Here is a 21,344-nt window from a genome sequence, read left to right as displayed (position 1 = left end):
CTGCAAAAATGCCGCAACAAAGAGCGGCAACACCGGGAACGAACAGGAGGAAACACATGAGCGCTACCCGTCGTGCATTTCTGCAAACTGGCCTGCTCTCGGCAGCCTTTATCGGTTCATCAGTCCGGCTCGGCTTCGCCGACGATGCGAAGCCGCTTCGCATCGGCATTCTCATTCCGGGGTCGCGGGCCGACCATGGCTGGATGGAGTCGGCCTATAACGGCATGAAGGCCGCCGAGCAACGCCACGGCAACAAGGTCGCGATCACGTCGATCGAGAACGTCAAGTTCGCCGACATGGAGCAGGCGCTGGTCACGCTCGCGTCCAAGAACGACATGGTGATCGGCGCGGCGGGGCAGACCCAGGCATCGGTGCTCAAGGTCGCCAAGCGGTTCCCGAAGGTGAAGTTCTCCATCGTCGGCCCGACCGGACAGCCGACCGACAACGTCGCGCAATACGACGTGCTGCAGGCGCAGATCGGCTTCATTGCGGGCGCGGTTGCCGCGCTGATGTCGAAGAACGGCGCGGTGAGCTATGTCGGCGGCCTCGAAATTCCGGCTATCGTCAACACCGGAACGGAATTCGCCAATGGCGCCAAGCACGTCAAGCCGGATACCAAATGCTTCGTGACCTACACCGGCGATTTTGACGACGTCGCCAAGGCCAAGGAAGCGACCCTTGCCGCGATCGCGCAGGGCGCCGACGTCCACTACAACATCCTCAATCTCGGCGTGCGCGGCATGGAGCAGGCGGCGCGCGAGAAGGGCACCAAGATGATCGGGAGCTACACCAACTACTGCTCCGACAACAACCCGCTCTATATCGCCTACACGGTGAGCGGCATCGGGTTCATGGTTGAGTACGCCATCGACCAGGCCGTCGCCGGAACGTGGCACCCGGAGTACAAGCAGTTCGGCCTCGCCATGGGACCGCGCTCCGCCGACATCGAGATCTGCACCGGGGCAACGCCCGAGATCCAGGCCATGATCAAGGAGCTGAAGGACGACCTGCTGTCGAACAAGATCAAAGTCAAGGTGGGCTGACCGTGGCTGTTCTCGAACTGTCTGGCTTGACCAAGCGCTTCGGGGCCTTCACCGCGCTCGACGACATTTCGCTGCAGATCGAGCGCGGCGAGGTACATTGCCTGCTTGGCGAGAACGGTGCCGGCAAATCGACATTGTGCAACCTGGTGTTCGGGGTGCATCGGCCGGATGCCGGCACGATGACGCTGGGCGGAGAGCCGTTCCATCCCCGCGGCCCGGCGGAAGCTCTGCAGCGCGGCGTCGTGATGGTGCACCAGCATTTCAGCCTGGTGCCCAACATGAGCGTGGCCGAGAACCTGATGCTCGGCCGCGCCAGCGCGGTGCTGAAGCCGCAGGACATCATCGTGCGGATGGAGCAGCTCGCGGCGGAGTACGGGCTCGAGATAGATCCTGAGGCGCGCATCGAGGACCTCTCCGTCGGTGAGCGGCAGCGGGTCGAGATCATCAAGTGCCTGCTCGGCGATCCGCAACTGCTCGTGCTCGACGAGCCGACGGCCGTGCTGCAGCCGGACGAAATCGACGCGCTGCTGGCGATCTGCCGCCAGGTTGCGCTGCGCGGAAAGTCCGTGATCCTGGTGACGCACAAGCTCGGCGAGATCAGCCGCGTCGCCGATCGCACCACGGTGCTGCGGCAAGGCCGCATCATCGAAACCGTCGCGATGGAGGGCGCCGACATCCGCTCGCTGGTGCGCTCCATGGTCGGCCGTGATGTGCAGTCGGCAGGTTCGGTGCTCGCCGCAGCGGTCGATATCGAGGGCAAGACGCCGGCAAAACCCAATGCGGATTCGGCTAGCCCGGTATCGGCGGGTGAGGCGGTGCTGCAGATCTCGGATCTCGTGTACCGCGACCCACATGGCGTGCCGCGGCTCGACGGCTTGAGCCTTACGGTTGGCACCGGCGAGATCGTCGGGATCGCGGGCGTCGAGGGCAATGGCCAGACCGAGCTCGGGCTGATTCTGGCCGGGCTCGCCGCGCCGAGCGCAGGGGCGATCGTCGTCGGCGGAACGCCGGTCGGCGGCGCCACGCCGCAGGAGATCACGGATGCGGGTGTCGGCATCGTTCCCGAGGATCGCCATGCGGTCGCCTGCATCAAGGAATTGTCGGTGGCCGAGAACCTGTTTCTCGGCGCGATCGGAAAATTCAGCCGCTTCGGCCTGCTCGACAAGTCGGCGCGGCGCAAGGCGGCGGAGGCGATGATGCGCGACTTCGACGTGCGGGCGAGCAGCCCTGACGTGTCGATGGCGAGCCTGTCCGGCGGTAACCAGCAGAAGGCGGTGCTTGCACGCGAGCTGTCGCTCGATCCGCTGGTGTTCCTGCTCGCGGCGCAGCCGACGCGAGGCCTCGACGTCGGGGCGATCGAGGCCGTCTACAATCGTATCCGCGCCGCCCGCGATGACGGTCTTGGGGTCCTTCTGATCTCCAGCGAGCTCGAGGAGCTGATGGCGGTGTCGGATCGGATTGCGGTGATCTACCGCGGCAAGCTGGTTGGCGAGCTCGCAGCCGGGTCGTTCAGCCGCGAGGCGATCGGGGCGATGATGTCGGGGCACGCACATGTCTAGGTTGGCCATGGTCATGAAGAATCCGAAGCTGGCGCGGGTCGCGCAGGGCGCGCGACTCGAGCTCGTGCCGATGCAGGTCGTGGTGCCGGTGGTATCGACCCTTATCGCGCTCGGCATCGGCCTGCTTATCATCGCTGCGACAGGTGCGTCGGTCGTCGAGGCGATCGAGGCCTTTTGGGACGGCATGGCGGGAAGCGATTTCAACATCGGCGCCTCGATCAATCGCGCCATCAGCCTCGCGCTGGTCGGTCTCGGTTTCATCTTCGCCAGCCGCGCCAACCTGACCAATGTCGGCGGCGAGGGGCAGATCGCGATGGGCGGCATGTTCGCAACCGCAGCCGCGCTGCATGGCGCCGGCGGTCTGCCGCTCGGATTGGCGTTCATCGTGCCGCTCGCTGTCGGAACCATCGCCGGCGCCGTTTGGGGTGGCCTTGCGGGCGTTCTCAAGGCGGCTCGCGGCACCAACGAGGTGATCAGCACACTTTTGTTGAGCTTCATCGCGCTGCCGCTGGTGTACTGGTCCGTCGAATCCTTCCACCTCCTGCGCAAGCCGATCAGCGACGTGTCGTCGCTGCCGGAATCGGCGGAGATTCCGGATTCGACCAAGCTGCCGTTGCTGTTCCCGGACAACGGATCTCCGCTCCATATCGGATTGCTGATTGCGGCGATCGCGGTCGTCGTGGTGTGGCTGGTGCTCAGGCACAGCTCGCTCGGGCTGCGACTGCGCGCCGTCGGCTTGAACGCGATGGCCTCCCGCCGTGCCGGGATGCGGACCAGCTTCTACGTGATCCTGGCCATGACGGTGTCCGGCGGCCTCGGCGGTCTCGGCGGTGCGATCATGATCCTCGGCCAGCAATTCTATCTGACGAGCGATTTCTCGTCGGGCTACGGATTTGACGGCCTCGTGGTCGGCCTGCTGTCGCGCGGCTCGGCCGTCGGCGTGGTGATCGGTGCATTGCTGTTCGGATTCCTGCGATCGGGATCCATCAACATGGAGATCTCGGCGCACGTCCCGTCGGCGGTCGTCCTGATCTGCCAGGGCCTGATCGTCATTGTCATTGCAGGCTCCGCAATCCTCACCAACCGGAAGGTGACCCGATGATTGACGAACAGATGGCCGTGTTCATCGGCTCCGGACTTCGCCTCGCGGTCCCGATCATTTTCGCCGCAACCGGCGAGATGCTGAGCGAGCGCGCCGGCGTGCTCAATCTCAGCCTCGACGGCATGATGCTGATGTCGGCCTTCACGGCGGCGCTGGCATCGTGGGCCACCGGCTCGCCGCTCATTGGCGTCGCGGCCGGCGTATTAGTTGCGACCGCGGTTGCCGCGGTCCAGGCCGTGCTGAGCGTGACGTTGCGCGCCAATCAACTGGTGGTCGGAATCGGGTTCAATATCCTGGCGCTGGGCTCAACCACGTTTCTCTACCGCGAGATCTTCGGGCCGCTGTCGCGCGACCCGATCCCCGGCTTCGCGCAGCTCAATCTGCCGTGGCTCGCTGGCATCCCGGTGATCGGACCGGCGTTGGCGAACCAGACCGGCCTTGCCTATGTCAGCATCCTGATGGTCGTCGTGACCTGGTTGATCCTGAAGTACACGTCCTTCGGGCTGGCGGTGCGGGCGGTCGGCGAGGATCCGCGTGCGGCGGACAAGGCCGGCATCAGCGTGGCGAAGACCCGCTATCTCGGCGTGCTCTATGCCGGCGTCCTGGCGGGCCTCGGCGGCGCGTTCATGTCGGTCGCGGACAGCAACACGTTCACCGAGAACATGACCAAGGGCGCCGGCTATCTTGCGATCACGGCCGTGATCTTCGGCGGCTGGAATCCCTGGTACACGCTGGCGGCGTGCCTGCTGTTCGGCTTTGCGACCGCGCTGCAATTCCTGGTGCCGGCGCTGCAACTCGACGTGCCGGTCGCGCTGCTGTTGTTGCTGCCGTATCTGCTGGCACTTGTCGCCATCGCGGGCTTGGTCGGAAAGAGCAGGCAGCCCTCGGCCCTGACCATTCCGTTCGAACGGGGCGGCTGATCGAAACAGACTTCAAGAAAGCATAAGCAAGGGAGGAAAGTCCGATGACGAGTTCCACGTTAGCAAAGGCAGCGGCGTCCGCTGCGTCCAGCGCCGCCAATCCTCTTGGGTCCGCTCCCGGCTACAAATGGCTGGTCGACGACAACAACGTCAACATGGCGATGGCGCCGCCGCCGCCGCGGGTGGTGACGATCGACGCGCAGCCGCAGACGGTGACGATCGACCTGCATCGCACCGCCCTCATCGTCGTCGACATGCAGAACGACTTCTGCGCGAAGGGCGGCTGGGTCGACCATCTCGGCCTCGATCACACGCCGGATCGGGCGCCGATCGAGCCGCTGCAAAAGCTACTCCCGGTGTTGAGGAATGCCGGCGTACACGTCATCTGGCTGAACTGGGGCAATCGGCCCGATCTCAAGAACATGGCGCCCAACCAGCTCCATCTGTACAAGCCGAAGGGCACAGGTATCGGTCTCGGCGAGCCGTTGCCGGGCAGCGGCGCGCGCGTGTTGCAGAAGGACAGCTGGGCCGCGGCCGTCGTCGATGAACTGAAACAGGAGCCCGAGGACATTCACGTCGACAAATACCGAATCAGCGGCTTCTGGGACACGCCGCTGGACAGCATCCTGCGCAATCTCGGCACCAAGACCATCCTGTTTGCCGGCGTCAACACCGATCAATGCGTGCTGCATTCGCTCACCGACGCGAATTTCCTGGGCTATGGCTGCCTTCTGGTCGAGGACTGCTGCGCAACGACCTCACCTGGCTTCTGTGTTGAGGCAACCCTGTTCAACGTCAAGAAATGCTTCGGCTTCGTGACGCATTCGTCCGACGTCATCGGAGCGGTTCAGGAGCACGTCCAGCAGCACCGGTAACGTCCCGGGCAAGTCGTGGCTTCGCGATCTCGGCAGGCCTACACAGGCTAGGTTTGCGAAGTCGCGTTCGATTCCCGTCTGCCCGATCCCAGGCGTGGCTCGGTTCCAGCCAGCAGCCGCTGAATGTTGGCACGATGGCGTGCGATCACGTAAAGGCCGCCTGCGACGACCAGCAGCCGATATGGCAACGGCTGTTCGAACGCGCAGACCAGCGCGATCGCAGCGAACGCCGCCGACATCGAACTCAAGGACACAATCCGGGAAATTGCCAGCACAACGCCAAAGACGAGGGCAGCACCCAGGCCAACCGGCCAGGACATTGCCAGCAACACGCCGAGGCCGGTTGCTGCGGATTTGCCGCCGGTAAAGTTCAACCAGATCGAGCGGCCGTGCCCCAACAACGCGGCAAGTCCCGCCAGGCAGACTGCCCAAGGCAGCAAGGTTTGCAGGTCAACGGTCGTCGGGGGCGTGACCGACGGCAGGGCATAGAGCCAGGGATAAAACCAGCGGGCAAACGCGATCGCCGCCGCGCCCTTCAGCACATCCACCAGGAGCACTGCCAACGCAGGCCACTTGCCGAGGGTTCGCAAGACGTTGGTTGCGCCGGTGGATCTGGAGCCATGCTGCCGGATGTCGATGCCCTTGAGCAGTTTTCCCGCCAGATAGCCCGTGGGCGTTGAGCCGAAGAGATAAGCGGCCGCCAATCCGGCTACGCTTGCTATCCAAAAAACCATAGGCGTCCCCTCCATGCCGCAGTGTCGGGCAAGCTTCATCCGGAGTCTACCTCCATCCGGCGGCCGAAACCGTCGATACCAAAGGTGGATTTCCACAAGCTTCAATCTGCTTTGGAACAGGCGCGCCGTGCGATAGATACGGCGATCGACTGGCCGATTGGATCGACCATGCTGTCGCGACGAAGACAGGACACGGAATGACGACGCACGCCATCGAGATTCGCCGCCTCTTGCCCGCGGACGCCGCGCTTTATCGCGGCATCCGTCTCGAAGCGCTGCGCTTGAGCCCCGAAGCGTTCGGCAGCGCGTATGAGACGGAGAGCGCGCATCCCGTCGACTGGTTCGCGGAAAGGCTCGCGCACGGGGCCGTGATCCTTGGCGCGTTCCGTGGCGGTGAACTCGCCGGCATTGTCGGCTTCATTGTGGCTGATGGGCCGAAGCGGCAGCACAAGGGCATGCTGGTCGGGATGTATGTGCGGCAGCAGGCGCGGCGCGCCGGCGTCGGCCGTCTCTTGGTCGAAGCCGCGCTCGAACTCGCCGCGCAATCGGTCGAGCTGGTGCAGCTCGTCGTAGTGAAGGGCAATGAGCCGGCCTTTCGGCTCTATCAGGACCTGGGGTTTGTCGAGTACGGGCTCGAGAAGCACGCGCTGAAGATCGACGGCCGCTACCATGACGACATCCTGATGGCGAAGGATTTGGTCGGGCGGGCCTGACGGCTTCGAATCGAACGACACATTTCCGACGGGTGATCGCGCTAGGTATGGGCACACCCGGGAAGCGCTCGCTCAGGACGTCGCCATGCCGAAGATCGATCTGACAAAAGTGCCGGAACGCAAGGGGACCGGCTATCCGGCCGAGTTCGCCGCGCCATGTGCAGAGCGGGTGCGGCAGCGCCTCGGTGATGCCGGCGGGCTCGGCGATTTCGGCGTCAATCTGATGCGGTTGCCGCCGGGCAATTGGTCGAGCCAGCGCCATTGGCATTCCGACGAAGACGAATTCGTCTACGTGCTCGCAGGCGAGTTGGTGCTGATCGAGGACGGCGGCGAGACGGTGCTCTGCGCCGGCGACTGCGCCGCGTTTCCGAAGAATTCCGGCAACGGGCATCACATGGTCAACCGGTCGCAGATGACGGCGACCTATCTGGAGGTCGGCTCGCGCTCGCGCGCCGACGTCATCACTTGCTCCGACATCGACATGATGAGCCCGAGCTCCGATGGCCGCTTCCTGCACAAGGACGGCCGGCCCTACGAATAGACCTTGGATCGCCGGCCGGCGCGAAATCGGGCGTTGCGGATTGCCCCGCGAAGGACCAATCTTCTGGCGAGGGAGCATCGGTCGCGTACTATGGCTGAATGGTATTTCATCTGGATCGACGGTCCGCGCGGGCCTGAGCCGCAGAAATGGTCGTCGGACGCGCTGTGGGGGCAGCTTGCGCGCCAGGACATCATCGTCCGTTTCCCCCTGAGCGACCGCGAGGCTCGGCTGTCGCTCGATCAGCTGGCAAGGCTGCATCCCGTGCCGCAGTGAGTTGCCTTGCTGGATAGCGCGGCGGCGTCACACCACCAGCCGTCCTTCACGATCAGCGACCGTGATCTGCGCTTCCGTTCCGGAATTGAAGTCGAGCCGGTCGGCCTCGATGCCATCGCTGAAGATCACGCCGTTCTCCGGCATCAGCGAGCGCACGCTGAGGTGCTCGGTGCGGTCGAGACTGCCGCAGACGAGATTGACCTGCGAGGTACGGCTCGGAAACGGCTCGCGCACCGCAAAGCGCAGCGCGCCGGCGTCCCATGCCTGCGGCAGATAGGGCGGGCCGTCGTTGCCGCCGCCAAAGGCGCTGGCGATCGCGAGCGAGCCGGTGACGATGCTCTTGAACCAGGCGGTCGAGCCGAGCCCGGTCGCGACGATCAGGCCGCTCGACGATTGCCGCTCCTTCTGCTCGGCGAGCGCGATTTCGTAGACGGCCGACGTGTGGGTGCGCGCGCCGATGAACAGGTCGTTGACCGCGTACAGCACCTGGCCGTTGGTGAGCGCGGCCTTGGCCATCGTTACCGCCTTGTGACCCCGTCTGTCGGAAGCGACCTCGCGCAGCAGGGCAGGGAGGTCGCGCGGCACGAACGGCAAGAGGATGCCGTCGTAACGCTTGGCATCCGGGTTGAGCCCGATCAGCGGATGACCATCGAGATACTTCATCGTGTTGGCGACGACGCCATCCTGGCCGAGCGCCACCACGATGTCGGACGGGCCGAAGATGAAGTTCGGCAGGAAACTCCGGTCGATGATCTGGTAGCGGCCCCATTGCTCCAGCGCCTGCACGGTGACGCGGCGCTCGGCCTGGTAGACATCGTGCTCGCGCTGGTAGTCGGAGAAGTCTGCGCCGAGATGCTCGACATAGAACCGGGCCTGCGCCGCCGTCAGGTATTTGGCGATCAGCTCCTCGAGCCGCGTCTTGCGGGTGACGAGGACGATCTTGCGATCATTGTCGGCGGGCACGGGCGGCCTCCACGGCGGCGGGCTTCTCCAGCAGCGTGTTGAGCAGATCGGGCGAGACGTTGAGCTGGCCGATCTTCTCGGCCTTTTCGGCAATCCCGCTGAAGGCCTGCGCGATCAGTTGCCCCGGCTGCATGCCGGCTGCGGCCAGCGTCTGGATCACGCGGGTGTCGACGCCCTCGAAGATCTTCATCAGCGCACCGACCCGATAGGCCTCGGCATCCGCCAGCGTGCGAGTGTTCTCGGCGTTGAGGCCGACGAAGTCCTTGCGCTTGCTCTCCAGCGTGATGTCGGCGACCATGCCGGCCTCGCGCAGCTCGGCCTGCTTGGCCGCGACGCTTGCTTCGGCATCCATCTGGGTCTCCCGGATCGAACGCTTCTTCTGCTCGACCGCGATCTCGGTGTCGAGCTCGCTTTCGCGGATAGCGCGTTCCTGCTCCACGGCAAAGTTGCGTCGCGCGAAGATCGCTTCGTCCGCGCTCTTGAGGATTGCCTCGCGGGCCTCGGCCTCCAGCGCCTTGGCGGTGTCTGGCGTCGGCTTCACGGCGCGGATCGAGACGCCGAGGATTTCGAGGCCAAGCGCTGCGATGTCGGCGCGGCCGCGCAGTCCGCTTTCGATAAGGCCGGCGATGCGATCGGCGGCCTGTAGCGCTTCCTTCAAGGTCAACTCCTTGACCGCCTGCTGCGCCAGCACCTCGACGGTCGCGAGAATGCGCTGCGGCAGCTTTTCCGGGTCGTCGGATTCGTATGTCTTGCCGTCCGGCTTGAGGGTGAAGTTGAGCATCGCGGCTGCCTTTTGCGGCTCGCCGATCCGGTAGGTGACATGGCCCTGAATGGTCAGCGCCTGAAAGTCGCGCGCGATCTGCTGGAAGATGAAGGCGGCGTCGCGGCTGCCGATCGGCACCGCGACCAGCGAGGTGACCGGCCCATAATAGAAGCCGGACAGGCCGGCGCCTTGCTGGGTCACCGCGCCGCCGCGGTATTTCATGAGGTAGGTGGTCGGCTGCGCCTTGATGAAGCGAACACCGAACATGGCGGGCTACTCCTGAGTAAGTGTGTCTGAGCAACTAAGTTAGTTGGACTGTACAACTAAGTATGCTATTGTCAAGCCGGGCGGTGAAAAGGTTCACGGCACCAGGGAAGAGCGGGGGAGAGCATGCCCGAGAAGCCGGAACTCGACTTTCCGCGGCCGCTGACGACGGTCGACGTCGTCATTTTCGCCATCAGGTCAGACGCGCTTCAGGTTCTGCTGGTTCAACGGCCGAGAGCAGAAACCGAACCGTTTCCAGGGGCTTGGGCGCTGCCCGGCGGCTTTGTCGATATCGCCGGCGATCGCGACCTCGAAGCCTGCGCCGCACGCAAGCTGAAGGACAAGACCGGCGTCGTCAGTCCATATCTGGAGCAGCTCGGCAGCTGGGGCAGCGCAATGAGGGATCCGCGCGGCTGGTCTGCGACGCACGCCTACTTCGCATTGCTGCCGGAGCACGCCACGGGCGGCACGCTCGCGCCGGATGCGCAGTGGTTCGCGGTCGAGGGCGAGAGAGTGCGGCCGAAGCTTGCCTTCGACCACGCCGAGATCCTGCAAACGGCGGTGCAGCGGCTGCGCAGCAAGGTCGAGTACACCTCGCTGCCCGCCTATCTGATGCCACAGGAATTCACGCTGCCGGAATTGCAGCGCACTTACGAGATCGTGCTCGACCGTCCGCTGGAGAAAAGCGCCTTCCGCACCCGCATGCTGGCCGCCGATTTGATCGAGCCGGTCGCAAAGATGCGCAAGGGGCCGAACCGACCCGCGCAGCTCTACCGGTTGAAGAAGGCCAAGACGCCGGTGTTCTTCACCCGTACGTTCAATCGGCCGAGCTGAGATTCACCCGAAAGATCGAAGCCGGGCGTTGCGACGTCGGTGAGGAACGACGCGAGCAACGTCTTGCCGGGCACGTGCTTGGCTGCTGGTGTGCTTCGGGAGATGAAGTCCATCAGGTCGACGTGCGATGTCTCGTTGACGTAATAGAGGCGCGGCGCGATGCCAGCTTCGGCGGATCCTGGGTGAAACATATTGATACTGATTGCGCAGGGGCTGGGCACGCCTTCGATTCGTAGCAAATAATTCTCGTCGCCTGCATCGATTCTGAACAGCCGCGCCGATGTCGCGTCGCCTGAGACAGACGTGACGGCATCAATCGTCGCCGTACCGATCATCTCGCGCGCTGCAGTATGTGCTGCATCGCGCTCCGCCTGCGTTATCGTATCGCGAACGCTCATGCGCAAAAATGTGGCATGACGGCTATGCGTATCGAAATCGCAATGAATCGCTGTTCCCGATCTTCAATCGCTGGCCGCGCGCGACGAAGCATGAAACAATGTCGCAAAAATCACGTCGGGAGAAAACTTGATGTCGTTCGAGCCGGGGTTGCATCGCGCCGTTGCGTGCAGCGCAGTTAAATGCAGGCGGTGGATTGCGTTGCCATTATTCTGCCTGATCGGCACGTTCGGAGTGGTGCATAACGCGGTAGCGAACGAATCCCTGGCGATTGTGGATGCGCGCGTACCGGCGGCAGACAAAGAAGGCGGAGACCTTCCCTTGACGATGACGATCAAGAACGAGGCCGACAGCGCCGATGCGCTGCTCCGTGTTCGCTGCCCGGTCGCAAATTTTTCCGAACGTCACACCGTCGATCGCGGCGAAGGCGCGCCCGCCATGCGCTCGATATCCAATATACCAGTCCCGGCCAAGGCAACGCTCGAGCTGAAGCGCGACGGCTATCACGTGATGCTGCTGCAGTTGCGTCAGGCGCTCGCTCCCGGCGAGACGTTCAAATGCGCGGTCGTTTTTCAGAAAGCTGGAACCATCGAGACGGAGGTAACGGTCCAGAAGTGACCAGAAACAAGTGACCAGGAATGCGGCGGGCGGCACAGCCGATCGCCGGGACTCAAGGCTTCTCGCGAAACTGTCCGTATGTGACGGGCGGTTCGATCAATGAAGAATGCTAGATCCGGAGGAAATGAACCTATGACAAGGTTGAATTGGGTAAAGTCTCATATGCTCGCGGCGGCAGTAGCATCCGCCGCGACCCTCGCGGGCTCGTTTGCGCTCGCTGAGGATGTCAGCCAGGACCGTCTGCTCAATGCTGACAAGGAAGCAGGCAACTGGCTGCATCATCACAAGAACTACTCGGCGACCCGCTTCTCGTCGCTGGCTGACATCAACAAGGACAACATCAAGAATCTGAAGGTCGCCTGGACCATGCATCTCGGCGGCGTCGAGGGCGGCGGAATCTGGGCGCATGGCGGCCTGGAGGGAACTCCGATCGTCGAGAACGGATTCATGTACGTCACCGACGGCTGGGGCTCGGTCTACAAGATCGATGCGCATGGCGGCAAAGGCGTGCTGGTCTGGAAGATGGATCCCAAGACCGACCACGACTGGGCCGGCGCGGTCGCCTGCTGCGGCGTCGACAATCGCGGTGTCGCGTTGTGGAACAACCTCGTCATCTCGCACACGCTCGACGGCCGCCTGGTCGCGACCAACAAGGAGACCGGGCAGGTCGCCTGGCAGCGTCAGGTCGCCGATCCCGACAAGGGCGAGGTGATCACCGGCGCACCTCTCATCGTCAAGGACAAGGCGATATCAGGCGTCGCCGGTGCGGAATACGGCATTCGCGGCTGGATCGCTGCGACCGACCTGAACAGCCAGAAGGAAGTCTGGCGCACCCACACCATCCCCGGCAAGGACGAGCCGGGTGCGGAGACGTGGAAGGACGACAAGAACGCCAAGGCGAGCGGCGGTGGTTCGACCTGGGTCACCGGCAGCTACGACCCCTCGACCAACACCATCGTCTGGGGCGTCGGCAATCCCGGACCGGACTGGGACAATGAATACCGGCCCGGCGACAATCTCTACACCGACTCGTCGCTCGGTCTCGATGCCGACACCGGCAAGATCAAGTGGCACTACCAGCACACGCCGAACGATCCCTACGACTATGACAGCGTGGCGGAGAACGTGCTGGTCGACGTCCCCGGCCCGAACAACACGACGCTGAAGCTCGCGCTCGAGGCCGACCGCAACGGCTTTGCCTATGCGATCGATCGCAACAGCGGCAAGTTCGTCTGGGGTCTGCCCTTCGTCAAGAAGGTGACCTGGACCAAGGGGCTCGATCCGGAGTCCGGCAAGCCGGTGGAATATGATCCGAAGCAGGGCGTGCAGAAGTACAACGCTTCGGTCACGCCGAGCCGCTCCAACAAGGAAACGGATATCTGCCCCGGCAACATGGGCGGCAAGAACTGGCCGCCGACCGCGTATAATCCGAACCTGAAGCTCTGGTACATTCCCGTCATCGAGAGCTGCAACCACATCAAGGTCGAGGAGATGACGCCGGACAAGGTCAAGGCGCGCGAGTTCTTCACCGGCGGCGGGCCGAGCCAGAACGTCAAGATCACCGGTAGCGTGACCGCGATCGACGTCACCACCGGCAAGGTCGCAGGGAAGGCGGAGACGCAATTCCCGAACCTCGGCGGCATCCTGGCGACGCCCGACCTCGTGTTCTCCGGACAGCCGTCCGGTGAGCTGATCGCCTATGACGCGAAGTCGTTGCAGAAGCTGTGGGAGTTCAACACCGGCGGCGGTCTCAACGCGCCCCCGATGACGTTCTCGGTCGACGGCAAGCAGTATGTCGCGGTCCTGGTCGGCCTCGGCGGTGCCTGGGACAAGTGGTTCATCGATGCCACGCCCGAGCTGAAGCGGATGCAACCGGGCTCGATGCTCTACGTGTTCGCGCTCTGACATCGCAAGCGCGGGAGGCTTCAGCGAGGAGCCTCCCGCGTCGATCTCGCCAACAGAAACGGAACAAATGAAACAAACATGGCTGATTGGCGCGTGGCTCGGCTGCGCGCTGGTGATGGGATTTGCAGGCATGGCGCATGCACAGTCGGCGAGCGATCCCACCGATGCGGGCAAGGCGGTGTTCAAGCGCGGCAATTGCATGGGCTGCCACAAATGGCACGGCAACGGCGGCGGCGGCTATGGCGGCGACGCGCTGTCGCTGCGCAAGACCGAGCTGACGAAGGAACAGATCATCGAGACCGTGACGTGCGGGCGGCCGGGCACCGGCATGCCGTTCTTCGTGCGCGGCTCCTATGACACCACGAAATGCTACGAGATGACCCGGCAGGATGTCGCCGACCGCATGCCGCCGGAGGCGAACGTATTCCTGCGGCCGAACGAGATCGAGGCCGTCGCCGATTATGTGCTCGCCCACGTCAAGGGCAAGGGTGAGCCGAACTATGACGAGTGCATCGCTTTCTTCGGCGACGGCTCGCGCGTCTGCAATATCTACAAGGAGGCCGGCCACGCCGCCGCGCCGTCCGACCCAAACGAGAAGGCAAAGCCATGAGCAAGCAGAGATCGGCGATCCGCGGATTGGTCTTCGCTGCGTCAGTCACAGCGGCCGTGCCGGCGATGGCGACCGCGGGAGACCTGCGCGACATCAATGTCGGCATGGCGATATCAAGCTTACCCGACGCCGGTTACATCAACCTGACCTGCGCCGGCGAGAAGACCACCCACAGATTGGCGGAATGGGCGCAGTGGTCGAACTGCCCGGAAGGCCCGGATCAGTTGCGCGGCATTCGCTTCGAGTACGATCGCGAGACTGCGCGCGAAGGCACCATGGTCGGCGGCCATCCAGCGATCCTGACCGTGATGATCGACAAGGACGCCAAAATTGCCGCGCTGACCATCGAGACCGATCCGAAGGCGCGACTCTATCTGCGCAAGAAGGCGTTCCTGCTCGGCCTGCAGGCGAAGTCGCGCTACGGCGAGGATGGTTGGAGCTGCGCGGAGGCGAAGCCGGGTGCCGACAAGCAGGAGGTCGGCGGCGTGTTTGTCGACGAGAAGTGCACCAAGACGACCGATGGTCGGACGGTCGAGATCGAGCGTCATCTCTACCGCGAGCCGAACAAGGAGCTTAAGGACATGACCGACGAGAGCAGGATCACGATCCGCCGCGCGGGGTCCTGACGTCGACCTGACGCGTTGCCCGATCTCAGGTCTCGATCGGCGCCGAGTCGATGTCGATCTGCGGCAGCAGGCCGGGCGACTGGCGCTCGACCAGCTCGCGCATCTTGCCGATGATCGCTTTGGCCTCCGCCGAGATGATCGAGCTCGGACCTGCGACGGTGATGACGAGCGGCGGCGTCTGGTCGATATCGGTCAGCCGCATCGCGATCGCGCTCAGGCCGGGCGTTCCCATGTCGCGGGTATAGGCAAATCCCTGCCGGCGGATGGTCGCCAGCACCTGCTGGATATCGCCGAACCGGACGGCAGATGACGGCGCTTCCTCGGCGTTGATCCGCTGCACGATCCGCCGGGCGTCCTCGTCGTTCATCAGGCTGAGGAACACGCGGCCCGGGGTCGAATGGGTCAACAGCCGCCGCGCGCCGGGCTCGAGATAGTAGCGCACCGGTGTCGTGCCCTGCAGAACGCGGATGTATTGGCTGTAGAGCTGATTGCGCGCCACGACGAAGGTCGTCAGCCGCGTCGCCTCCTGCAGCTCGCGCGTGATCGCATCGAGCGTGCCGGCGGGAAGCGTCTGGCTCTTCAGCCAGCCGCCGAGCAGCGCGACGCGGACGGTCGGCAGATAGCTGCGCGCCTGCCGGTCGTGATCGAGATAGCCGAGCTCGACGAGGCTCTTCAAAAGCGCCGAGGTGCTCGACGGCGGGTAGTTCAGCCGCCGTGCGATCTCGGTCATCGCCGCGGGCCGTTCGATCTCGGCAAAATACTCGAAGATACGAAGCACGCGATGCGCCGATTTGACGACAGACGGATCCGGACTGCGATCGGCGGCACGAAACAATTCATCATGCCGATTGGCCTCGATCACCGTCGCCGAGGGATCGTCGGGCTGCGCCCGGACCCGGTCGGCGACGATGCGCCTGCGGCCTCGCCGGGATGGAGGCGCATTGCCGGAGCGAACTCCCTTCATCTGTTGCCGTTCGTATCCTTGTGCGTCGCAACATGTTGCGCGTCTCTGGGCGAGTGTGCAGCGAAACCAGTCGAGGTCAATACTGCCGCGCTGTGACCTGGGCCTGGCGCGCGTAGCGCGTTCGGCATTTCCTCCATGTATCTGAAATTATTTCCGCGCGGTGGACATCGCCGCGATCGTTCTCGATGTTGCAGAGGGAGTTTGAACACCGGGACTGGCATCCCGCACGGCGGCACGGCTGGTGCGACGTCACCCCATAACGACGTCACCCCATAACAAGGAGAGCCCAGATGCAGATGAGCGCACGCGACCTTCGCAGCCCCGATGAGGCCGCAGAGCCGGCCGATCCGGCCCGTCACATCTCGCATGATTGCGCCGGCCTCAACTTCTATGACCTCGACCGCGGGCTTCGCAGTCTGCTTGGGCTATATCTGTCGCGCGCGGATCGCGAGACGCTGGAGCCGCATTTCCATCGTCTTGGCGCACTGGCGGGAGGCCGGCTCGACCAACTCGCCCGCACCGCCGATAAGCATGCCCCGGTGCTCAATCCAAGGGACGCCTTCGGCCGCGACGAGGATTGGATCGACTATCATCCGGCTTATCGCGAGATGGAGGCGATCGCTTTCGGTGATTTCCAGTTTCATGCCATGAGCCATCGCGCCGGCATGCTCGGCATGGACCGGCCGCTGCCGGCCGTGGCCAAGTACGTGTTCCAGTATCTGTTCGTGCAGTCCGAGTTCGGGCTGATGTGCCCGATCAGCGTCACCGACACCTCGACGCATCTGATCCGCAAGTTCGGCTCCGACGAACTCAAGGCCTATCTGCTGCCGAAGATGCTGTCGGACGACATGGCGAGCCTGTGGAAGGGCACGCAGTTCATGACAGAGCGGGCAGGCGGCTCCGATGTCGGCGCGGTCGAGACCGTCGCGCGCCGCGACGGCGACGTCTGGCGCCTGACCGGTGACAAATGGTTCTGCTCGCACGCCGATGCCGATGTCGCGCTGATGCTGGCGCGGCCGGAAGGTGCGCCCGCGGGCACCAGGGGGCTCGCGCTGTTCGCGCTGCCGCGCCGACTGAAGAACGGCCGCCGCAACAGCTACCGGATCGTGCGTCTCAAGGACAAGCTCGGCACCAAATCGATGGCGTCGGGCGAGATCCGTCTCGACAATGCGGTGGCCTACCTGGTCGGCGATCCCACCCAGGGCCTGAAGCAGATGATGGAGCAGGTCAACCTGTCGCGCCTTTCGCATGGCGTGCGCGCCGCGGCGATGATGCGGCGCTGCGTCAACGAAGCCGTCGTCAGCGCCTCTTCGCGGGTGGCGTTCGGCGAGCGCGTGATCGACTTTCCGCTGCTGCGCCGGCAGCTAATGAAGCTGATCGTGCCGACCGAGCAGGCACTGTCGATGATGCTGGTGGCCGCGCGCGCGATGGACGATGCCAATGCCGGCTCGGCGCAGGCGCGCGACCTGCTGCGCATCCTGACGCCGCTGCTGAAGTATCGCGCCTGCCGCGACAACATTCCGGTCGCCACCGGCGCGATGGAGGTCCGCGGCGGCAACGGCTACATCGAGGAGTGGGTGCAGCCGCGGCTGGTGCGCGACGCCCATGTCGGCGTGCTCTGGGAGGGCACCAGCAACATCAACGCGCTCGACATCATTACGCGCGCCGTCGGCAAGAGCGGCGCGCATAAGGCCCTGGCCGCGGCCCTGCACGGGCGCCTCGACGAGGCGAAGGCGCTGCCGCAGCCGTTCCGCCAGCGCCTCGGCAGCGCGCTCGACCGTGCGATTGCCTTCGCCGAGCAGGTTGCAGCCGATCGTGAGGCGGAGCACGCGGCGCGGCTCGCGGCCAGCGCGCTCTACCACGCGGCATCGGCGATCACGCTCGCATGGGAAGGATGCCAGCCGGAAGTCGATGCGCGGCGGTTGCTGCTGTCGCGGTTCGTGCTCGAGCACCGCCTGACCGCGAAGGACCCGCTGGCGCCGGCCGAGGACGCGTGGGAGCGCGACGCCATCGCGCTGGTGCTCGGGGATCAAGCGGTGCCGCTCGCGCAGGCGGCGGTGTTGCTGGTTGCCTGACCGCGGGGGCCAGGCGCGGATCAATGCCGCGCCAGCAGCACCACGATGACCAAAGCGAGGATCGCGCACAGCACCTTCCAGAAGGTCACGGGATCGCGGTCGTGCAGCGATTTGCGGGTGGTGACGGCGGGACCCGCCCAGGTCGCGCCGTTCTCCAGTTCGTGTGCGAACTCGATGGCGTCGCCGAAGCGCTGCGCGGGCTCGACGCTGAGCGCCTTGCCGATCACGGCATCGAGCCAGGCCGGCAGGTCCGGCCGGTAGCGTGACAGCGGCGCCGGCTTGCCGAAGCGCGGCCGCGAGAACGGCTCGATCTCGCCGAACGGATAATTCGCGGTGAACATGCGGTAGACCGTGACGCCGAGCGCGAACAGGTCGGAGGCCTCGTCGCCGGCCTTGCCGCCGAACAGCTCGGGCGCCATGTAGCTCGCGGTGCCCGGAATGTCCTCGGCGGGGAAATCCTCCAATAGCGGCACCCGCGCGACGCCGAGGTCGACGAGCCGCAGCCCGCCGTCCTTCGAGAGGATGACGTTATCGGGCTTGATGTCGCGGTGGATGATGCCGGCGCGGTGCAGGGCGGTGACCGCGCGCACCAGCTTGGTAGCGATCGCGATGCCGTCGGTCAGCGACAGCCGCGGCGCGCGGTTGAGCCGCTGCTCCAGCGTTTCGCCCTCATAGAGCGGCATCGCCGAATAGAGCCTGGTCTGGCGCTCCGCCGGCACCTCGATGATCTCGCCGATCCACAGGCTGCGCACGCGCGCGGCGACCCACGCCTCGCGCACGAAGGCGAGGCGGTAGGAGCCTTCGCTCGCGACTCGCGGATGCGGGAATTTCAGCACCACCTCGCGGCCGGCGCGCTTGTCGACAGCCTTGAACAGGCGGCTGTAGCGTCCGTCGGACAGCACGTCGCCGAGCGCGAAGTCGTCGATCGTGTCGCCGCTGTCAGGCAAATCGAGGATCGGCAGCGTCGCGATCGCGTGGGTGAGATCGTCGCGATCCGCCAGCGGCAGGTCGACGACGTCGAGCACCAGCGCGGTCGTGTTGTCGCTGCTGCCGGCCGCGAGCGCGGCATCGACGATGCTGCGCGCCGATTCGTCGGGCGGCGTGCGTTCCTCCAACAGGTGCTGAAGTCGGGAATCGCCGAGCGCGCCATGAACCCCGTCGCTGCAGACCAAGAGACGATCATGCTGCCGGAGCCCGACCGAGGTGTAGTCGAAGCGGGCGAACTCCTCGAAGCCGATGGCGCGGTTGAGCATGTGGGCGAGATCGCCGCGGCCGGCGATATGGTCCTGCGTCATCCGTTCCAGCCGTCCGTCGCTCAGCCGGTAGGCGCGGGTGTCGCCGATATGGATCACATGGCATTGCCGCCGCGACAGGATGATCGAGGAGAACGCGCAAGCCATGCCGCTGCGCGCGGCATCGACCCGGCCTTGGCCATAGATCCAGCTGTTGGCGGCTTCCAGCGCCCGCGCCGCGCGGCGGCGGACCCCGAGCGTCTCGGGTAGCGAATAATAGGCGTCGATGAAGCTGCGGACCGCGACCTCCGCGGCCTCGTGTCCGCCCTTGTGGCCGCCGACGCCATCGGCGACCGCAGCCACGACATCGCGATGCAGCGTGCCCGGCTGGCCGAGGCAGGCCGCGACATAATCCTCATTGGCGGCGCGCTTGCCGGTCTCGCTGGCGAAGCCGACGCGAACGCCCAAGTCCGGTTGTGCGCCGTTCGCCACGTCCGAGCTATCCTCTCCCGAGGGAGCGCGCTATCAGACGCGCGCTCCCGACACCGCGCCCCAGGTGGTGCGCCAGCGGACCTTGACCATGGCAAGTCCGATGAAGCCAAGCAACGCCAGCGCGCCGAAGAATAGGAAACCGGCGCCGAAGCCGCCGGTCATGCCCTTGGCGTAGCCGAGCGTCTGGGCGAGGAAGAAGCCGCCGACGCCGCCGGCGCAGCCGACCAGCCCGGTCATCAGGCCGATCTCGTGACGGAAGCGCAGCGGGATCAGCTGGAACACCGCGCCATTGCCTATGCCGAGCGCCAGCACGCCGATCGAGAACAGCAGCACCGAGATCCAGGCGATGCGCGGCAGCTCGCTCAGCGCCCAGCCGCCCGGCGTCGCCGCCACTGGGCCTTCAGGCATGAAGGCGATCACGACATAGGCGGCGACGACGATACCGAACAGGATCGACAGCGAACGGATGCCGCCGATGCGGTCGGCGATCATGCCGCCGACCGGGCGGAATCCGGAGCCGAAGGCGACGATCAGCGCGACCAGCATGCCGGCCGCAACGCCGGAGACGTGATACTGCACGGTGAAATAGAGCGGCAGCGCGTTGGCGAGGCCGACGAAGCCGCCGAAGGTGATGAAGTAGAAGAACATGAACCAGCGGGTGTCGGAGTCCTTCAACAGCGTGCCATAGGCCTTCAGCGAAATCGGCTTGCGCTCGCCCGGCGCGTCCTTGGCGGCGAATGCGTAATAGGCAAGCACCATCAGCATCGGAATCAGCAGGCATCCGAACACGGCCTGCCAGCCCCAATGCTCCGCAATGGACGGGGCAAGCAGCGTGTCGAGCACGACACCCATATTGCCGGCGCCGGCGATCCCCATCACGACGCCCTGATATTGCGGCGGATACCAGCGGCTGGCCTGGGGCAGGGCGACGGCGAAGGAAGCGCCGCCGACGCCGAGCGCAAGCCCGAACAACTCGATCGCAAGCTTGCTGGTCAGCCCGAAATGCCAGACCGAAGCGGTCGCCCCGATCACGACGAACTGGGCGATGATGCCGGTGCGCTTGGCGCCGATGATGTCGGCGAGAATGCCCATCGGCACGCGCAACAGCGCGCCGGCGAGCACCGGGATGGCGACCAGAGTGAACTTCTCGTTCACCGCCAGATTCATGTCGCGTGCGATGTAGACGATCAGCGGCCCGAGCGCGACCCACGCCATGAAACTGATGTCGAAGTACAGGAACGCGGCGAGCAGTGTCGGCCAGTGGCCGGCCTTCTTGAACTCGGCTAGCTTCATCGCAATCGTCTCGCGGTGATGCGGCGGAGACCGCCACAGACGTGCGGCGATCCCAGGCGCAGACAAATCGAATGTGGGTGAAAGCGTGAGCGCGCTCGTCGTTGAGACGCACTCCGTTAACAGATGAAGTCAGCAATTCCCGTGCCAGCGAATCGTCGGCACCGCTTTGCCTTGCAGTCGCAAGGCGTTGCCGCGAGATCGCGAACCACGTTCGGCGATCGGAATTGGCGTGGCTCGCAGCAAGTACCGCCGCGCAAACGCGCAGGCTGATGCTTTCTTGTGCGATGCGCCATCGGGAAGCGATGGCGCATCGATCGCGGGCCCGCCATCGTCAACGCTGACGTCGATGCTGTGATGCACAAGAGATCATCGGCTTGGCTAAAAAATCGGCCGGCAATCTCGGTGGCGCATCATCAGGCCGATTCGATGTTGCCGAAAACCGATTGATCTTGCAGCAAAATTTGCCCGCGGCGAGTTGGCACGCGTTTTGAATATCAATCGATAACGGAACATCGATCGTCATTGAGGACGGTCTGCGCCCGCGGCTGG

At 64.8% G+C, this 21,344-nt stretch carries 21 protein-coding genes; 14 read left to right on the top strand and 7 right to left on the bottom strand.

The genetic code is table 11. From position 1 onward, the window contains the following. The first annotated feature begins 56 nt into the window (after window positions 1-56). The 5 genes from CK489_RS32245 to CK489_RS32225 are packed head-to-tail and all read left to right on the top strand — an operon-like array spanning window position 57 to window position 5,499. Window positions 57-1,043, top strand: a complete 987-nt coding sequence (locus tag CK489_RS32245; RefSeq protein WP_095735133.1) for a BMP family protein — start codon at window positions 57-59, stop codon at window positions 1,041-1,043. A gap of 2 nt (window positions 1,044-1,045) precedes the next feature. Beyond that, complete coding sequence (locus CK489_RS32240) at window positions 1,046-2,602, top strand: ABC transporter ATP-binding protein (RefSeq protein WP_095735132.1); 1,557 nt, start codon at window positions 1,046-1,048, stop codon at window positions 2,600-2,602. After that, the gene (locus CK489_RS32235) at window positions 2,595-3,704 is read left to right on the top strand and encodes an ABC transporter permease (protein WP_245350566.1); all 1,110 of its coding nucleotides are present in this window, start codon (window positions 2,595-2,597) and stop codon (window positions 3,702-3,704) included. Before CK489_RS32240 ends, CK489_RS32235 begins: the two co-directional genes overlap by 8 nt. Next, window positions 3,701-4,624 carry an ABC transporter permease gene (locus CK489_RS32230; RefSeq protein WP_050625699.1) on the top strand — a complete coding sequence of 308 codons (924 nt, stop codon included), beginning with the start codon at window positions 3,701-3,703 and terminating at the stop codon, window positions 4,622-4,624. The genes CK489_RS32235 and CK489_RS32230 overlap by 4 nt, the downstream gene beginning before the upstream one ends. 44 nt (window positions 4,625-4,668) lie before the next feature. Then, the gene (locus CK489_RS32225; protein ID WP_095735131.1) at window positions 4,669-5,499 is read left to right on the top strand and encodes a cysteine hydrolase family protein; all 831 of its coding nucleotides are present in this window, start codon (window positions 4,669-4,671) and stop codon (window positions 5,497-5,499) included. Window positions 5,500-5,546: 47 nt separating this feature from the next. Here CK489_RS32225 and plsY read toward each other — a convergent pair whose 3' ends face one another. Then, window positions 5,547-6,233 (bottom strand): glycerol-3-phosphate 1-O-acyltransferase PlsY, encoded by a 687-nt coding sequence (gene plsY, locus CK489_RS32220; RefSeq protein WP_095735130.1) that lies wholly within the window; start codon window positions 6,231-6,233, stop codon window positions 5,547-5,549. Window positions 6,234-6,430: 197 nt separating this feature from the next. Here plsY and CK489_RS32215 point away from each other — a divergent pair, with 197 nt between their 5' ends. From CK489_RS32215 to CK489_RS32205, 3 genes are all read left to right on the top strand, one after another. After that, on the top strand, window positions 6,431-6,946 hold the full coding sequence (locus CK489_RS32215) for a GNAT family N-acetyltransferase (RefSeq protein WP_095735129.1): 516 nt from the start codon (window positions 6,431-6,433) through the stop codon (window positions 6,944-6,946). An 85-nt stretch (window positions 6,947-7,031) separates the two neighbouring features. Beyond that, the gene (locus CK489_RS32210; protein WP_095735128.1) at window positions 7,032-7,487 is read left to right on the top strand and encodes a cupin domain-containing protein; all 456 of its coding nucleotides are present in this window, start codon (window positions 7,032-7,034) and stop codon (window positions 7,485-7,487) included. A 90-nt stretch (window positions 7,488-7,577) separates the two neighbouring features. Next, window positions 7,578-7,760, top strand: a complete 183-nt coding sequence (locus tag CK489_RS32205) for a hypothetical protein (RefSeq protein WP_050625702.1) — start codon at window positions 7,578-7,580, stop codon at window positions 7,758-7,760. Window positions 7,761-7,787: 27 nt separating this feature from the next. Here the strand turns inward: CK489_RS32205 and CK489_RS32200 are convergent, their stop codons facing one another. After that, window positions 7,788-8,723, bottom strand: coding sequence for a diacylglycerol kinase catalytic domain-containing protein (locus tag CK489_RS32200; protein ID WP_095735127.1), 936 nt, complete (start codon window positions 8,721-8,723; stop codon window positions 7,788-7,790). Then, window positions 8,707-9,753 (bottom strand): SPFH domain-containing protein, encoded by a 1,047-nt coding sequence (locus CK489_RS32195; RefSeq protein ID WP_095735126.1) that lies wholly within the window; start codon window positions 9,751-9,753, stop codon window positions 8,707-8,709. The genes CK489_RS32200 and CK489_RS32195 overlap by 17 nt, the downstream gene beginning before the upstream one ends. Before the next feature lie 123 nt (window positions 9,754-9,876). On the opposite strand from CK489_RS32195, the gene CK489_RS32190 reads away from it, so the two are divergent. Continuing rightward, window positions 9,877-10,584 (top strand): NUDIX hydrolase, encoded by a 708-nt coding sequence (locus CK489_RS32190; RefSeq protein ID WP_095735125.1) that lies wholly within the window; start codon window positions 9,877-9,879, stop codon window positions 10,582-10,584. Here the strand turns inward: CK489_RS32190 and CK489_RS32185 are convergent. Beyond that, on the bottom strand, window positions 10,521-10,982 hold the full coding sequence (locus CK489_RS32185) for a protein kinase family protein (protein WP_095735124.1): 462 nt from the start codon (window positions 10,980-10,982) through the stop codon (window positions 10,521-10,523). The two genes, CK489_RS32190 and CK489_RS32185, sit on opposite strands and share 64 nt — an antisense overlap. A gap of 130 nt (window positions 10,983-11,112) precedes the next feature. Here CK489_RS32185 and CK489_RS32180 point away from each other — a divergent pair, with 130 nt between their 5' ends. From CK489_RS32180 to CK489_RS32165, 4 genes are all read left to right on the top strand, one after another. Beyond that, entirely contained in the window at window positions 11,113-11,598 is a 486-nt protein-coding gene (locus tag CK489_RS32180) for a copper chaperone PCu(A)C (RefSeq protein WP_245350565.1), read from the top strand. Window positions 11,599-11,730: 132 nt separating this feature from the next. After that, window positions 11,731-13,503 (top strand): PQQ-dependent dehydrogenase, methanol/ethanol family, encoded by a 1,773-nt coding sequence (locus tag CK489_RS32175; RefSeq protein WP_244485877.1) that lies wholly within the window; start codon window positions 11,731-11,733, stop codon window positions 13,501-13,503. A gap of 115 nt (window positions 13,504-13,618) precedes the next feature. Further along, window positions 13,619-14,113, top strand: a complete 495-nt coding sequence (locus tag CK489_RS32170) for a c-type cytochrome (protein WP_095735210.1) — start codon at window positions 13,619-13,621, stop codon at window positions 14,111-14,113. After that, window positions 14,110-14,739, top strand: a complete 630-nt coding sequence (locus tag CK489_RS32165; protein WP_063781754.1) for a hypothetical protein — start codon at window positions 14,110-14,112, stop codon at window positions 14,737-14,739. The genes CK489_RS32170 and CK489_RS32165 overlap by 4 nt, the downstream gene beginning before the upstream one ends. Window positions 14,740-14,764: 25 nt before the next feature. Here CK489_RS32165 and CK489_RS32160 read toward each other — a convergent pair whose 3' ends face one another. Beyond that, the gene (locus CK489_RS32160) at window positions 14,765-15,703 is read right to left on the bottom strand and encodes an IclR family transcriptional regulator (RefSeq protein WP_050625709.1); all 939 of its coding nucleotides are present in this window, start codon (window positions 15,701-15,703) and stop codon (window positions 14,765-14,767) included. A gap of 296 nt (window positions 15,704-15,999) precedes the next feature. On the opposite strand from CK489_RS32160, the gene CK489_RS32155 reads away from it, so the two are divergent. Beyond that, a complete protein-coding gene (locus tag CK489_RS32155; RefSeq protein WP_095735209.1) occupies window positions 16,000-17,778 on the top strand; it encodes an acyl-CoA dehydrogenase family protein in 1,779 nt (592 codons plus the stop codon). A gap of 20 nt (window positions 17,779-17,798) precedes the next feature. Here CK489_RS32155 and CK489_RS32150 read toward each other — a convergent pair whose 3' ends face one another. After that, entirely contained in the window at window positions 17,799-19,502 is a 1,704-nt protein-coding gene (locus tag CK489_RS32150; protein WP_095735123.1) for a bifunctional protein-serine/threonine kinase/phosphatase, read from the bottom strand. A 33-nt stretch (window positions 19,503-19,535) separates the two neighbouring features. Then, window positions 19,536-20,795, bottom strand: a complete 1,260-nt coding sequence (locus CK489_RS32145) for an MFS transporter (RefSeq protein WP_095735122.1) — start codon at window positions 20,793-20,795, stop codon at window positions 19,536-19,538. Window positions 20,796-21,344: the final 549 nt, after the last annotated feature.

Source organism: Bradyrhizobium sp. UFLA03-84 (assembly GCF_002289535.1).
In the GTDB taxonomy this organism is placed as follows: Bacteria; Pseudomonadota; Alphaproteobacteria; order Rhizobiales; family Xanthobacteraceae; genus Bradyrhizobium; species Bradyrhizobium viridifuturi.
This window is presented reverse-complemented; position numbering and strand designations above follow the sequence as displayed.

Bases quoted from the DNA above. Each gene is read 5' to 3' on its own strand.
- CK489_RS32165 (WP_063781754.1), top strand. From the start codon at position 14,110: ATGAGCAAGCAGAGATCGGCGATCCGCGGATTGGTCTTCGCTGCGTCA.
- CK489_RS32175 (WP_244485877.1), top strand. From the start codon at position 11,731: ATGACAAGGTTGAATTGGGTAAAGTCTCATATGCTCGCGGCGGCAGTA.
- CK489_RS32195 (WP_095735126.1), bottom strand. From the start codon at position 9,753: ATGTTCGGTGTTCGCTTCATCAAGGCGCAGCCGACCACCTACCTCATG.
- CK489_RS32230 (WP_050625699.1), top strand. From the start codon at position 3,701: ATGATTGACGAACAGATGGCCGTGTTCATCGGCTCCGGACTTCGCCTC.
- CK489_RS32190 (WP_095735125.1), top strand. From the start codon at position 9,877: ATGCCCGAGAAGCCGGAACTCGACTTTCCGCGGCCGCTGACGACGGTC.
- plsY (WP_095735130.1), bottom strand. From the start codon at position 6,233: ATGGTTTTTTGGATAGCAAGCGTAGCCGGATTGGCGGCCGCTTATCTC.
- CK489_RS32155 (WP_095735209.1), top strand. From the start codon at position 16,000: ATGAGCGCACGCGACCTTCGCAGCCCCGATGAGGCCGCAGAGCCGGCC.
- CK489_RS32210 (WP_095735128.1), top strand. From the start codon at position 7,032: ATGCCGAAGATCGATCTGACAAAAGTGCCGGAACGCAAGGGGACCGGC.
- CK489_RS32180 (WP_245350565.1), top strand. From the start codon at position 11,113: ATGTCGTTCGAGCCGGGGTTGCATCGCGCCGTTGCGTGCAGCGCAGTT.
- CK489_RS32235 (WP_245350566.1), top strand. From the start codon at position 2,595: ATGTCTAGGTTGGCCATGGTCATGAAGAATCCGAAGCTGGCGCGGGTC.
- CK489_RS32215 (WP_095735129.1), top strand. From the start codon at position 6,431: ATGACGACGCACGCCATCGAGATTCGCCGCCTCTTGCCCGCGGACGCC.
- CK489_RS32170 (WP_095735210.1), top strand. From the start codon at position 13,619: ATGGGATTTGCAGGCATGGCGCATGCACAGTCGGCGAGCGATCCCACC.
- CK489_RS32205 (WP_050625702.1), top strand. From the start codon at position 7,578: ATGGCTGAATGGTATTTCATCTGGATCGACGGTCCGCGCGGGCCTGAG.
- CK489_RS32245 (WP_095735133.1), top strand. From the start codon at position 57: ATGAGCGCTACCCGTCGTGCATTTCTGCAAACTGGCCTGCTCTCGGCA.
- CK489_RS32160 (WP_050625709.1), bottom strand. From the start codon at position 15,703: ATGAAGGGAGTTCGCTCCGGCAATGCGCCTCCATCCCGGCGAGGCCGC.
- CK489_RS32225 (WP_095735131.1), top strand. From the start codon at position 4,669: ATGACGAGTTCCACGTTAGCAAAGGCAGCGGCGTCCGCTGCGTCCAGC.
- CK489_RS32145 (WP_095735122.1), bottom strand. From the start codon at position 20,795: ATGAAGCTAGCCGAGTTCAAGAAGGCCGGCCACTGGCCGACACTGCTC.
- CK489_RS32185 (WP_095735124.1), bottom strand. From the start codon at position 10,982: ATGAGCGTTCGCGATACGATAACGCAGGCGGAGCGCGATGCAGCACAT.